At 69.7% G+C, this 12,798-nt stretch carries 12 protein-coding genes; 8 read left to right on the top strand and 4 right to left on the bottom strand.

Features of this window, described 5'->3' with window-relative positions:
* Positions 1-144: 144 nt before the first annotated feature.
* From ACQPYZ_RS11410 to ACQPYZ_RS11425, 4 genes are all read left to right on the top strand, one after another.
* Positions 145-843 (top strand): response regulator transcription factor, encoded by a 699-nt coding sequence (locus tag ACQPYZ_RS11410; protein ID WP_433167436.1) that lies wholly within the window; start codon positions 145-147, stop codon positions 841-843.
* Entirely contained in the window at positions 840-3,401 is a 2,562-nt protein-coding gene (locus ACQPYZ_RS11415; protein ID WP_433167437.1) for a DUF4153 domain-containing protein, read from the top strand. The genes ACQPYZ_RS11410 and ACQPYZ_RS11415 overlap by 4 nt, the downstream gene beginning before the upstream one ends.
* A 540-nt stretch (positions 3,402-3,941) precedes the next feature.
* Entirely contained in the window at positions 3,942-4,919 is a 978-nt protein-coding gene (locus tag ACQPYZ_RS11420; protein ID WP_433167438.1) for a Gfo/Idh/MocA family protein, read from the top strand.
* Between the two features lies 1 nt (position 4,920).
* Positions 4,921-5,922, top strand: a complete 1,002-nt coding sequence (locus ACQPYZ_RS11425; RefSeq protein ID WP_433167439.1) for a Gfo/Idh/MocA family protein — start codon at positions 4,921-4,923, stop codon at positions 5,920-5,922.
* 45 nt (positions 5,923-5,967) lie between these two features.
* Here ACQPYZ_RS11425 and ACQPYZ_RS11430 read toward each other — a convergent pair whose 3' ends face one another.
* The 3 genes from ACQPYZ_RS11430 to ACQPYZ_RS11440 form a co-directional block, all read right to left on the bottom strand.
* The gene (locus ACQPYZ_RS11430) at positions 5,968-6,249 is read right to left on the bottom strand and encodes a SelT/SelW/SelH family protein (protein WP_433167440.1); all 282 of its coding nucleotides are present in this window, start codon (positions 6,247-6,249) and stop codon (positions 5,968-5,970) included.
* 79 nt (positions 6,250-6,328) lie between these two features.
* The gene (locus ACQPYZ_RS11435) at positions 6,329-6,994 is read right to left on the bottom strand and encodes a class I SAM-dependent methyltransferase (RefSeq protein ID WP_433167441.1); all 666 of its coding nucleotides are present in this window, start codon (positions 6,992-6,994) and stop codon (positions 6,329-6,331) included.
* 50 nt (positions 6,995-7,044) lie between these two features.
* A complete protein-coding gene (locus ACQPYZ_RS11440) occupies positions 7,045-7,971 on the bottom strand; it encodes a helix-turn-helix transcriptional regulator (RefSeq protein WP_433167443.1) in 927 nt (308 codons plus the stop codon).
* Positions 7,972-8,033: 62 nt separating this feature from the next.
* Between ACQPYZ_RS11440 and ACQPYZ_RS11445 the strand changes: the two genes are divergently transcribed.
* Genes ACQPYZ_RS11445 through ACQPYZ_RS11455 form a run of 3 tightly spaced genes read left to right on the top strand, consistent with a single transcriptional unit; the run spans position 8,034 to position 10,542 of the window.
* Positions 8,034-9,005 (top strand): ABC transporter ATP-binding protein, encoded by a 972-nt coding sequence (locus ACQPYZ_RS11445; protein WP_433167444.1) that lies wholly within the window; start codon positions 8,034-8,036, stop codon positions 9,003-9,005.
* Positions 9,002-9,760 carry an ABC transporter permease gene (locus ACQPYZ_RS11450; protein ID WP_433167445.1) on the top strand — a complete coding sequence of 253 codons (759 nt, stop codon included), beginning with the start codon at positions 9,002-9,004 and terminating at the stop codon, positions 9,758-9,760. Before ACQPYZ_RS11445 ends, ACQPYZ_RS11450 begins: the two co-directional genes overlap by 4 nt.
* A complete protein-coding gene (locus ACQPYZ_RS11455; protein WP_433167446.1) occupies positions 9,757-10,542 on the top strand; it encodes an ABC transporter permease in 786 nt (261 codons plus the stop codon). The genes ACQPYZ_RS11450 and ACQPYZ_RS11455 overlap by 4 nt, the downstream gene beginning before the upstream one ends.
* 63 nt (positions 10,543-10,605) lie before the next feature.
* Here ACQPYZ_RS11455 and ACQPYZ_RS11460 read toward each other — a convergent pair whose 3' ends face one another.
* A complete protein-coding gene (locus ACQPYZ_RS11460) occupies positions 10,606-11,079 on the bottom strand; it encodes an NUDIX hydrolase (protein WP_433167447.1) in 474 nt (157 codons plus the stop codon).
* A gap of 151 nt (positions 11,080-11,230) precedes the next feature.
* Between ACQPYZ_RS11460 and hemW the strand changes: the two genes are divergently transcribed.
* Positions 11,231-12,442, top strand: coding sequence for a radical SAM family heme chaperone HemW (gene hemW, locus ACQPYZ_RS11465; protein WP_433167448.1), 1,212 nt, complete (start codon positions 11,231-11,233; stop codon positions 12,440-12,442).
* Positions 12,443-12,798: the final 356 nt, after the last annotated feature.

Here is a 12,798-nt window from a genome sequence, read left to right on the forward strand (position 1 = left end):
TGAGACCTCCCCACCCCACTCTGAACCTCTGGGGCCTGTCCGAGAGGTGAGCCCAGCCGCCGACCAGCCCATCCGGCGACACCTGCACAGAACCTTCACGAGTTGTGACTGACTCCTGACCAGCTGGGCTCCTACGCTCGAGGCGTGGGAGTCGACGGAGCGGGGCGCAGGATCCTGGTCGTGGAGGACGAGCCGGTGATCAACCAGGCGGTGACGGATCGTCTGCGGGGGTCGGGGTACGACGTCGTCCAGGCGTGGGACGGGCCGGGAGCGGTCGAGAGGTTCGAGGCGACCGCGCCGGATCTGGTGCTGCTGGACGTGATGCTGCCCGGGTTCGACGGTCACGAGGTGTGCCGGCGGATCCAGGCCGGGCGGCCGGTGCCCGTACTGATGCTGACCGCGCGCGACGACGAGGCGGACATCCTGGTCGGGCTGGGGATCGGCGCCGACGACTACCTGACCAAGCCGTTCCGGATGCGGGAGCTGGTCGCGCGGGTGGCGGCGCTGCTACGCCGGGTCGACCGCGCTGCCGAGCTGGCCGGCCGCTCGGCCACCGAGCTGGGCGACCTGCGCGTCGACGCGGCCGCCCGCCGGGTGTGGGTCGAGGACGCGGAGGTCCATCTGACCCCGACCGAGTTCGACCTGCTGCTCTGCCTGGCCGCCAAGCCCGGCGTCGTACTGACGCGCGAGAACCTGTACGCCGAGGTCTGGGGCTGGCCGGGTGCGTCCGGGACCCGCACGGTCGACAGTCACGTCAAGGCGCTGCGCGCCAAGATCGGTGCGGAGCGCGTGCGGACAGTGCACGGCGTCGGCTACGCACTCGAGATCCGGAGCGCCACGTGAGCGGCCCGCTGATGGACCAGGTCACGTCGGTCAAGGTCAAGCTCGGGCTGCTGGTCGCGGTCAGTGTCATCGTGGCCGCGCTCGTCGCGGCAGTCGGTGCCGCTGGCAACGTTCCGCTCTGGCTGAGCATCCCGGTCACGGTCGCGCTGGCGCTCGGCGTCACCCAGTTGCTGGCGGTCGGCATGACGTCGCCGCTGCGCGAGATGACCGCCGCGGCCCGTGGGATGGCGCGCGGCGACTACTCCGCCCGGGTGACCGCGAGCTCGAGCGACGAGGTGGGCGAGCTGGCCCGGGCCTTCAACCGGATGGCCGAGGACCTGGCCGCCGTCGACCGCCAGCGCCGCGAGCTGGTCGCAAACGTGAGCCACGAACTGCGTACGCCGCTCGCCGCCTTGTGCGCCGTCCTCGAGAACCTGGTCGACGGTGTCGCCGAACCGGATCCCGTGGCACTCCGTACGGCGCTCGACCAGGCGGAACGCCTGTCGACCCTGGCCAACGATCTCCTCGACCTGGCGCGCGTGGACGCCGGCGCAGCTCGCCTGTCCACCACCGAGGTGTCTGTCGCGGAGTTGCTCGATCGTGCCGTGGCCGAGGCGCGAGTGGTCGGCCGCGAGGTGCGGTACGACGTACGCGTCACGCCCCCGGACCTGACCGTCCCGGCCGACCCGGCGCGGTTGCATCAGCTGATCGCCAACCTGCTCGACAACGCGTCCCGGCACAGTCCGGCCGGCGGGGTCGTCGAGCTCACCGCCCAGACAACTGGTTCGGGATGGCGATTGGAAGTCGCCGACGAAGGGCCGGGGATCCCGGTCGCTGATCGTGACCGGGTGTTCGAGCGGTTCGGCACGCTGACCGAGGCCGAGGGCGGTGGCGGGACCGGTCTCGGTCTGGCGATCGCCCGCTGGGTCACCGATCTGCACGGTGGCACCATCCACTTCGTCGACCCGGCGCCACGCCGTACCGGGGCGCGGGTCCGCGTGGACCTGCCGAGCCGGCCGCTTCGTGAGGCAACACCAAAGCAACCCGTTCACGTCACCAGAAAGGCACAGGAGCCAGTCATGACGAAGCCGGTCGAGACGCCCGCCCCCGCCGTACCGCGGGCACCGGAATCCGGGATGGACATGCTGTTCGGCAAGTTCTGGCCGGAGGTCGAGCTGCCCGGCAACCTCCGAGCGGTCCTGTACTGCCTGGGCGTCGGCGTGCTGGCCGGCATCATCCTGCCGTTCCGCGACCTCGGTCTCGGGACGTTCGTCGTACTGCTGGCGGCGGGCGTGGTCATCCTGCGGTTCAGCGTGAACCGCCGGTCCCGCTTCACCCGGGCTTGTGCCGCGCTGTGTCCGTTGCTGGCTGCGGTGACTGTACTGCGTGACGCCGAGTGGATCGCGGTCCTGTGCCTGCTGGCGGGCATCGCGGTCTGCATGGCCGGGCTGGTGAACGGCCGCACCGTGCCCGCGTTCGTGGTCGCCGGGGTGTCGTGGCCGCTCGCCGGGCTTCGGGGCCTGCCTTGGCTCGGTCGCTCAGCGCAGGCCGTCAAGGGGCTGCGGACGAGCGCGGCGGCGTTGCGGACCATCCTGTGGTCGTTGCTCGGAGTCGTTGTCTTCAGTCTGCTGTTCGCCTCCGCGGACGCGATCTTCGCGGAGTGGGCCGGTGCGATCGTCCCGGATCTCGAGATCGACACGTTCGTCCTGCGGGCGTTCGTCACCGTGGCCGTAGGTGGTGTCGTGCTGGCGGCGACGTACCTGGGGCTGAACCCGCCGAACGTCGAGACCGGCAACGGCCCGGTCCGGCCGGTCGCGCGTCGCTACGAGTGGCTTGTGCCCGTGCTGCTGGTCGACGCGGTGTTCCTGGTCTTCCTGGCAGCGCAGGCGACTGCGAACTTCGGCGGGCACGCGTACTTGGAGCGCATCACCGGGCTGACCTACGCGGAGTACGTCCACCAGGGCTTCGGCCAGCTGACGGTCGCAACTGCGCTGACGCTGCTCGTCGTCTGGGCGGCAGCGCGGAAGGCGCCGCGGACCACGACCGCGGACGTGACCTGGCTGCGCGCATCCCTCGGTCTGCTGTGCCTGCTGACGCTGGTCGTGGTCGCGTCCGCGCTCTACCGGATGCACCTCTACCAGGAGGCGTACGGCTTCACCGAGCTCCGGCTGCTCGTCGACGTCTTCGAGGGCTGGCTCGGCCTGCTCGTGATCGCGGTGATGGTGGCCGGCGTGACGATGAAGGCGTCGTGGCTGCCGCGGGCCGCGCTGCTCAGCGGCGCGAGCCTGCTGCTCGGGATCGCCGCACTCAACCCCGACGCCTGGGTTGCCCAGCACAACCTCGACCGGTACGTCGAGACCGGCAAAGTGGACTGGACCTACCTGCAGGGCCTCTCCGACGACGCCGTACCCGTGCTGGCCGAGGCACCCGACGACGTGGTCGACTGCGCGATGGCAGACCGAGAGCGCAGCGACGACGACTGGCTCGAATGGAACCTCGGCCGCACCCGAGCCGAATCCCTGATCCCCTCCCAACCCGAGGTCATGCCGCTCAGGTGCGTCAGCAACCCACCACGCTAACGACTGGGGTAATCCCACGCGCCGCTACGCCCGGCTCCTACGTCGCCGTGCTCGCCGCCGCTCCCACCCGCCCAGCTGCGCGGGCTGCCGCCCTCAGCTTGCGGGCTCCCGCCCGCAGTGCGCGGGCTCCCGCCCGCAGTGCGCGTGCTACCGCCCGCTTGGTTGAATGCCTCGTGGACCGGCGTGCGTCGTGGGACGGCTGAGGTGGATCCCTACGCGCGCTCCTGAGTAGTCGTGATCGTCGGCCCTCCCATGCGTCCTGGGTGCGGTGCCGTCCGCCGCCTGAGCCTGGGAAGCCGTAGCCAGCGGTGTGCGGGGTGCCCGCTCAGTTGAACGCCTGATGGCTCGGCGGTCTGATCAGCCGACAGTCCACGATGACTGCTGGTGTGTGGAGCAGACCTGTGCGCACCGTGGTCTGTTGCCTTGGGCTCGGAAGGCGTCCGGGTTGTGGGACGAATCGCCGGTGGGGGTGTGAGGTGGGGCCGGGGTTGGCAGGGTAGAGCGGGAACGTTTCCGTTGAAGGGTCAGCGAGGAGACATGGTGACTGAACCGCTGAAGGTTGCGGTGCTCGGGTTCTGGCATGTTCACGCGCGGGATTACGCGCGGCAGGCGCAGGCGCATCCGGGCACGGAGCTGGTCGGGGTGTGGGACGACGACGTCGAGCTGGGGCAGGCGGGGGCCGACGAGTTCGGGGTGCCGTTCAGTTCGGACCTCGACTCGGTGCTGGCGGATCTCGACGGGGTGGTGATCACCACGCCGACGAGCGACCACCGCGACATCATGGTCAAGGCCGCGAACGCCGGGAAGCACATCTTCACCGAGAAGCTGCTCGCGCCGACCGTCGCGGAGGCGGAGGAGATCCTCGCCGCGGCCGACGCGAACGGCGCGAAGGTGGTCGTCTCGCTGCCTCGGCTCGCGCACGGGTACACGCAGGCGATCAAGGACGTCATCGCGAGCGGCGAGCTCGGCAAGCTCACGTACGCGCGGGTCCGGCTGTCGCACGACGGCGCGATCCCGCGCGACGGCGGTGACGGGTGGCTGCCGCAGCGGTTCTTCGACCAGAAGACGGCGATCGGCGGCGCGCTCACCGACCTCGGGTGCCACCCGGTGTACCTGGTCCAGTTGTTCCTCGGCACCGGTCCGGACACCGTCAGTGCGACGTACCGGTCGGTCAACGGGCGCGGGCTGGAGGACAACGCCGTGGTCACCGTCGGGTACGGCGACCAGGCGATCGGTGTGATCGAAGCCGGCTTCACCAGCCGGAACCCGTTCACGATCGAGGTCTTCGGGACCGAGAGCAGCCTCACGTACACCGAGGCCGGCAACCTTCTCCAGGTCGGTGACCGGCAGGTCCCGGTGCCCGAGCACAACCCGGATCCGTTCGCCCAGTGGGTCGACCACATCACCAACGGCACCCGGGCCGACGACAACCTGCAACGCGCGGTCGAGCTGACGCGCCTGGTCGTCGCCGCCAACCAGGCCGCGGACGAGGGCCGGACCATCACCTACGGAGGCTGACATGCCACAGATCAAGGTCGGGCTGATCGGCGGCGGCGGGATCGCGGGTGCCCACATCCGCGGGTACGCCGAACACGCTGAGCGGATCGGGATCACCGCCGTCGCCGACGCGGTCGAGGGAACGGCGGTTGCGCGGGGCAAGGAGTTGGACGCCACGCCGTACGTCGACTACCGCGAACTGCTCGCGAACGCCGACGTCGACGCGGTCGACATCTGCCTGCCGCACCACCTGCACCGGGACGCGATCGTCGCCTCCGCGGAGGCGGGCAAGCACATCCTGTGCGAGAAGCCGCTGTGCCTCACCGCGGACGAGGCGGCCGACGTACGAAAGGCGGTGCAGGAGAACGGTGTGACGCTGATGTGCGCGCACAACCAGCTGTTCCTGCCGGCCGTGGCGAAGGCGAAGGAGTTGCTCGAGGCGGGGACGATCGGGACCGTCTACGAGGTGCGGACGACGGACAGCTTCTTCAACGACTTCGACCCGAGCAGCATGGGCTGGCGGGCGAGCAGCAAGACGAGTGGTGGTGGCGAGCTGATCGACACCGGGTACCACCCGACGTACCTGATGCTGCACCTCGCCGGTGGCCTGCCGGTCGAGGCGACCGCGATGCTGTCGACGCATCGGCTGACGTTTATGGAGGGCGAGGACTCCGCGCAGGTGCTGATCCGGTTCGACAACGGCGCCGTTGGGCAGATGGTGACCAGTTGGGCGTACCAGCCGGCGCCGGGGACCGAGCGGTTCTCCGCGGTGGGTGAGCTGGGGTCGCTGACCAGCGACGGGAGTTCGCTGACCTACAAGCTGCGGTCGGGTGAAACCGAGACGTTCGACCTCGAGCCGGTCGACACGTTCGCCGCCGAGATCGGCCACTTCGCGGACTCGCTGCTCGCGAAGACCCGGCCGATCCACACCGAGGAGGAGGGCATCGCCGTACTCGGCATCCTCCTCGCCGCCTACGAAGGCTCGCGCACCAAGACGATCGCCCCGGTCCTGCAGATCCCCTGACAGCCTGCCTCCTGCCCCGGGGGTCCACTCGGGGCGGGAGGCGGTTCAGCGGCGGTCGGAGTGGCCGAGGTTTCGGTCCGGGGCGATGCGGTCGCGGACGAGTTGCTTGAGGGGTGCGAGGTCGGGGAAACCGTCCTGCGCCTTCCGGGACCACAGGGTTTCGCCGTCGAGGCGGATGTCGAACACTCCTCCGGTCCCGGGAACCAGCGCGACCTCGCCGAGCTCGGTGGTGAAGGTGGTCAGCAGTTCCTGCGCGGTCCAGGCCGCCCGCAACAACCACCGGCACTGCGTGCAGTACTCGATCTCCAACCGCGGCTCTCTACTCACGCCGACCAGTATCTCCACGGAGCGGTCTGCTGATCAGGTCAGGCGCTGATCTCGCCCGAGTCCCGGCCGCAGACGGCACTCAACGAGCTGCACGAGCGACGACGTCCCCGCCGGTCAGCAACAACACCGTGAATCCTGCTTTCGTCAGCTCCGCACGCAGAGCGGCGGCCGTGAGGTGGCGGCGGTACGGCAGTCCGTCCCGGTAGCAGATGCCGGTCGCGGAGTCGTACTGCAGCTCCTCGTCGTACACCCGGTCCGGCGTGTACAGCGCGGTGGAGATCAGGTAGCGCCCGGCCGGTGCCAGTCGATCGCGTACGCCGCGGAAGACCGCTGCCCGGTCCTCGTCGAGGACGATGTTTTGCAAGCAGTAGCTGTCGACGACGAGGTCGTAGCGCTGGTCGGCGGCCGGCCACCGGCACACGTCCTGTACGCCGAAGTTGACTCGGAGCCCACGTTCCTCGGCGAACTGGCGAGCCAGGCCGATCGCCTGCGGGTCGAGATCCACCGCGTCGACCCGAAGGCCCCGTGAGGCGAGGAAACACGCTGCCGGGCCGGTTCCGCAGCCGTACTCGAGGACGTCGGTGATCCCGCGCAGTTCCGGAAGCACGCGCTCGAGGAACGCCCGGTTGGGAAAGTCGTCGAAGCCGCCGGGCCGACCGGGCTCGAAGGCATCGCTCCACTGGGTCATGTGGTCACGAGCCACTTGCCGGTAGACGGCTGCGGGTTCGACCTCGTAGTACCGCATCCACTGATCGTAGGAACGCAAGGTGAGCCCACGCACCTCGATTAGTCGTTTCAGCTGGGGTTGAGGATTTGGTGGGCTGCTTGGTGGACGAGGGTGGCTAGTTCTGTGGGGGCGAGGACTTGGGCGTCGCCGGCTTGGGCCAGGACGGCGGCTCGGGCTTCGTTGATGTTCTCCAGGTCGGTGTGGACGATGAACCAGCCGTCCGCGTCAGGCAGCGGCGGAGCCGTCGGGTGGAAGCGCCGTACGGCGCGATCCCGCACGCGCAAGGTGATCGGGTACGACGGCCGCGTGGCCAGGAAGTGCTTCTGTGCCTCGGCCCAGTAAGCGGACAGGTCGAACCCGGCCGGTCGCGTGAACGACTCGTCGGTCAACGCCGCCGACGTCACCCGGCTCAAGCGGTACGTGCGGACGTCGTCGTCGGGCCGGCGGGCGATCAGGTACCACGTCCGGCTCTTGGCGACCAGCCCGAGCGGCTCGACCTCGAACGGGTCGGCCGGATCCCGGTAGGTGATCGCGATCCGCCGTTCCGCCCAGATCGCCTGCCGGCAGAGATCCAGCCACCGCGGCGCCTCCCGCCGGTCGTCCCAGCCCGCGTGGTCGATCAACAGCCGCTGCCGCGCGTACTCGGCATCGCGCCGGGCGCTCTCCGGCAACGCCGCGATCAGCTTCGACATCGCCAGATCGCTCGACGCGTCCATGCCGAGGTCCGCGAGCACGTGCGCGGTCGCACCGACGAACACCGACATCACCTCGGCCGGCGCCAGACCGGTGAGCCGGGTCCGGTAGTCGGGCAGCAACGACCACCCGCCGCCGCGGCCGCGGACGGAGTACACCGGTACGCCGGCGAGGCTGAGCGCGTCGAGGTCGCGCTGGACCGTCCGCGGCGAGACCTCGAGATACTGCGCGAGCTCGTTCACCGTCGACTGGCCGCGGGTCTGAAGCCGCAGCAGGAGCCGGAGGAGTCGTTCGGCGCGCACGGTTCGAGTCTGCCAGGAAAACAAGCCATCAGCTGGCGTCTTTTCCTCCTACGGTCGTGCTCATGACTGCGATCGAGGTGGCCGGCCTGTCCATGTCGTTCCGCGCACCGGTCCGGAAGTCGGGGCTTCGCGCGGCGTTCGGTTCGCTGGTACGCCGCGAGTACCGCGAGGTGCAGGCGCTCGACGACGTCTCGTTCGCGATCGCGCCGGGCGAGGTCGTCGGGTTCATCGGGCCGAACGGCGCCGGCAAGACGACCACGATGAAGATCTTGTCCGGCATCCTGCACCCGACCGGTGGTGACGTCCGCGTGCTCGGATCCGTACCGTGGCAGCGTCGTACGGCGTTCCTCAAACGGATCGCGTTCGTCCGCGGGAGTCAGCCGGTCGGTGGTTCGCAGGAGCTGACCGTGATGGACTCGCTCGAGTACCAGCGGCTGCTGTACGACGTACCGCGGGCGGACTTCGTGGACACGCTCAAGGTCCTCGAGGAGCTGCTCCGGCTGACGCCTCTGCTGGACCGGCAGTTGCGCGCGCTGAGCCTGGGGGAGCGGATGCGGGTCGGCCTCGCGTTGGCGCTGAGCTACCGGCCCGAGGTGCTGTTCCTCGACGAGCCGACCATCGGGCTGGACGTGACCGCGGCCGGTCAGATCCGTGAGTTCGTTGCGGACTACGTCAACCAGACCGGGGCGACCGTGCTGCTGACCAGTCACTACATGGCCGACGTCGCGTCGTTGTGCCCGCGGCTCATCCTGATCGACCAAGGTCGGGTCGAGTACGACGGGCCGCTCGCCGAACTGTCCGCACGACTATCGCCGTACAAGCTGATCCGGATCACCGCGCGGGGTGGACCGGAGCCGGCATTCGGTGAGGTGGTGGAGGCGTCGGAGGGGATGTGGGTACTCCGGGTGCCACGGGACGAGATCGCGCAGACGACCTCCCGGCTGCTGCAGTCGCTCGACGTCGTGGATCTCGCGATCGAGGAACCCCCGCTGGAGAAGGTCATCGACCGCGCCTACCGGGAGGGTCTCCGATGAGGACCTTCGTGTTGCTGGGGTTCAGGCTCCGGCAGGAGGTGCTGGAGTGGTCGGGGGCGTGGTGGTTCCTGGCGACGCTGGTCGTGCAGGCCGTGATCGGTCCGCTCATCGGGCTCTTCGTCTGGTCGGCCGTCTACCCCGGCGATCCGACGATCGCGCGGTATTACGTCGCGATCATCCTGGTCACGCTGATGACCGAGTCGTTCGAGCAGCACACCTTCTCCGAGCGGATCTACGACGGCACCATCAGCCACGAACTGCTCCGCCCACAGCCGGTCGTGATCGGCGTCCTCGGCGCGAACCTCGCGATCCGCGCGTGGCTGACGCTCCTCGGCGCGCCCGTCGTACTGCTCACCGGACTGTCGCTCGGCACCGGCTTCGCCTGGCGATCGGTAGTGCTCAGCCTGCCGTTCGTCGTCCTCGCCGCGGCTCTCGTCTTTTTGTTGACATTCCTATTGTCGATGACCGCGTTCTGGACCCAACGCGTGCACGCGATCGTCGGCTTCGGGCACTCGCTGATCTTCCTCTTCGGCGGTACGGCGGCCCCGGTCGGATTCCTGCCGGATCTCTGGCGTCAGGTGGCCGAACTGTCGCCGTTCTACGCGATGAGCGGTCTCCCGGCCGAGCTCGCGACGTACGGCGGATCCGTGTGGTCGGCGCTCGCGTTGCAGCTGTTCTGGTTGGTGGTCCTGCTCGCGGCGGTCCGGCTGCTCTGGCGGGCAGGCGTACGGCGGTACACGGCGGTGGGCTCGTGAAGCTGTTGACCCTGCTCGGTGCGAGCTTCTCGATGTCGCTGCGGCGCAGCATGGCGTTCCGGATCAACCTCGTCTTCGACGTCCTGCTGGCTTTCGTCGGCCTTGGTACGGCGGTCGCGCCGGTGCTGATCGTGTTCACGCAGGCCGACACGCTCGCTGGGTGGTCGAAGGCGGAGACGCTCGTCCTGATCGGCACGTATCAGCTGATCACCGGCTTGCGCAGTACCTTCATCGACCCGAACCTGTCGTGGTTCCCGGACAACGGCATCCGCAACGGCAAGCTCGACAGCTATCTGTTGCAGCCGGCATCGAGTTTGTTCCTGGCGAGTCTGTCGCTGTCCACGCCGCTGACCCTGATCCAGTTGGTCCCGGGACTCGGCGTCATCGGGTGGGGGATCGCGGTCGCCGACGTACGTCCCAACCTGGCCGGGGTCCTAGGGTGGCTGTTGCTGCTCGCGGCCGCGCTCGTGGTCACGTGGGCGCTCAGTGTTCTCCTTGCCTGCCTGGCCTTCTGGGCGCCGAAGCTGCAGCTCGACGTCTTCTACCACTCGGCCTGGCAACTCGGCCGCTACCCGACCGACATCTTCACCCGCCCGCTGCGCGTGGTGCTCACCTACGTGTTCCCGATGGCTCTGATCGCCTCGGTGCCCTCCGCAACTCTTCTTCGCGGCGTCCACTGGCCCGTCCTCCTGGGCGCCGTACTGGCCGCGGCTGTCCTGGCGCTCCTGGCCGCGACCAGTTGGCGGGCCGGCCTACGCCGCTACACGGGCGCCACCTCGTAGGTTCCGCAGGAGCGATGACGGGGCAGGGGGTTTGGCTGTTCGCAGCAGCGGTGCTCGATGCTCTCAGCGCTGGCTGATGTCGATGGGGGTTTGCGGAGCGCCGTCGCGGAGTAGGGCTCGGAAGCGGGTGCCGAGGTCGGGTGGAAAGACCTCGGCCGTGGTCGCGATCAGCTCGTCGGCCGTCCACCACCGGAAGCCCGTGATGTAGGTCTGCTCCTCGTCGGTCAGCGCCTGCGTCGACGGTGTGAAGCGGTCGGTGCGTGCGACGAACCAGCGTTCGTGGACGTCGGTCCGGGTGCCTCGCCACGAGTACAGCTGCTGTCGGTGCCAGACCTCCGGGCCGATCGTGACGTCGCGGGATCCGGTCTCCTCCTCGATCTCGCGGAGCGCCGCGGTCACGGCGTCCTCGCCGGGCTCGAGTCCGCCTCCGACCGGGAACCAGATCGGATGGCCGTCGGCGTACTCGTCACCCCGGAGCAGCAACAGCCGGTCGGACTGGTCCAGCAGGAGCACCTTGACGGTCCGTCGTACGGGCATCACCTTCACCTCTCGAACAACCGAGGGCCAGGCTACTCCCGGCCTCAGCGCGCAAGAGCCACTTTGTGCTTCCACCATTCACCTGGGAGCGCAGGCGGTGGATGGTGGGTGCACAGAGTGGGCGTGGTGGGCGGGTCCGTACGATGGAGGGGTGCCGTCGACACTGCCCGAGGGGGAGGTTGCGCCTCGGGATGGGGTGCTGCCGGAGTCTGCTCTGCGCGAGGCGGGTGCGCGGCCGTTGGGGTTTTACCTGCACGTGCCGTTCTGCGCGTCGCGGTGCGGGTACTGCGACTTCAACACCTACACCGCGAAGGAGCTCGGCGGCGGTGGGTCGCAGGCGTCGTACGCCGAGACCGCGGTGCACGAGGTCCGGCTGGCGCGGCGGGTGCTTGGCGAGCTCGATCGGCCCGTGGAGACGGTGTTCTTCGGGGGCGGTACGCCGACCTTGCTGCCGGCCGCGGATCTCGGGCGGATGCTGGCCGCCGTACGCGATGAGTTCGGGCTGGCGCCGGGCGCCGAGGTGACGACCGAGGCGAATCCGGAGTCGGTGGATCAGGCGTACCTCGAGGGATTGCTGGAGGCCGGGTTCACGCGGGTGAGCTTCGGGATGCAGAGCGCTTCGACGCACGTACTGCGGATCCTCGATCGGCATCACACGCCGGGGCGGGCGTTGCAGGCGGTCAAGGAGGCGACGGCGGCCGGCTTCGAACACGTGAATCTGGACCTGATCTACGGGACTCCGGGGGAGTCGCTCGAAGACTGGCGGGCGTCGCTGGAGTCGGCGTTGTCGGCCGAGCCGGATCACGTGAGCGCGTACGCGTTGATCGTCGAGGACGGCACGCAGTTGGCCCGGCGGATCCGGCGCGGCGAGCTGCCGATGCCGGATGACGACGACCTCGCGGACAAGTACGTGCTGGCCGACGAGCTGCTGACCGCGCACGGCCTGCACTGGTACGAGGTCTCCAACTGGGCCCGCACCGACGCCGCGCGCTGTCGGCACAACGAGCTCTACTGGCGCGGCGACACCTGGTGGGGCGTCGGCCCGGGCGCCCACAGTCACGTCGGTGGCATCCGCTGGTGGAACGTCAAGCACCCCAGCGCGTACGCCGAACGCCTCAACGCCGGCGACAGCCCGGCCCACGCCCGCGAAACCCTGGATCCCGCAACCCGCCGCATCGAACGCGTCCTCCTCGAGATCCGCCTGTCCGCCGGCCTGCCCCTCGACGTCCTGGACACCCCCGGCCGAGCAGCCGCCGACCAAGTAGTCGCCGACGGCCTGGCCACCCTCATGAACAACCGCCTAACCCTCACCAACCGCGGCCGCCTCCTCGCCGACGCAGTAGTCCACACCCTCCTACCCTGACCGCCCCAGCACCCCGCGCCACTCACACCACCACCGCGCTCCCGCGCCCCGCCGACTGCCGCGCCCCGCCCGCTGCCGTGGTCCCGTGCCCCGCCCGCTGCGGCGGTTCCCCGCGCCCCGCCCCCCGGCCCGCGCCCCCGCCCACCGCTCCGGTCCAAAGCCCTCGATCACCGCCACGGGCCCCGCGCCCCCGCGCGCCGCCGACTGTCGCGGTCCCGTGCCCCGCCCGCTGCCGTGATCTCGTGCCCCGCCCCCCGCCCACCGTTCTGGTCCAACGCCGCGCCCACCGCTCCGGTCCAACGCCCCCGCCCACCGCCACGGGCCCCGCGCCTCCGCGCACCGCTCCGGTCCAACGC

Source organism: Kribbella sp. CA-247076, assembly GCF_050942445.1.
In the GTDB taxonomy this organism is placed as follows: Bacteria; Actinomycetota; Actinomycetes; order Propionibacteriales; family Kribbellaceae; genus Kribbella.

Coding starts and splice junctions, on each gene's coding strand:
- ACQPYZ_RS11425 (WP_433167439.1), top strand. CDS start 4,921: ATGCCACAGATCAAGGTCGGGCTGATCGGCGGCGGCGGGATCGCGGGT.
- ACQPYZ_RS11445 (WP_433167444.1), top strand. CDS start 8,034: ATGACTGCGATCGAGGTGGCCGGCCTGTCCATGTCGTTCCGCGCACCG.
- ACQPYZ_RS11460 (WP_433167447.1), bottom strand. CDS start 11,079: ATGCCCGTACGACGGACCGTCAAGGTGCTCCTGCTGGACCAGTCCGAC.
- ACQPYZ_RS11450 (WP_433167445.1), top strand. CDS start 9,002: ATGAGGACCTTCGTGTTGCTGGGGTTCAGGCTCCGGCAGGAGGTGCTG.
- ACQPYZ_RS11435 (WP_433167441.1), bottom strand. CDS start 6,994: ATGCGGTACTACGAGGTCGAACCCGCAGCCGTCTACCGGCAAGTGGCT.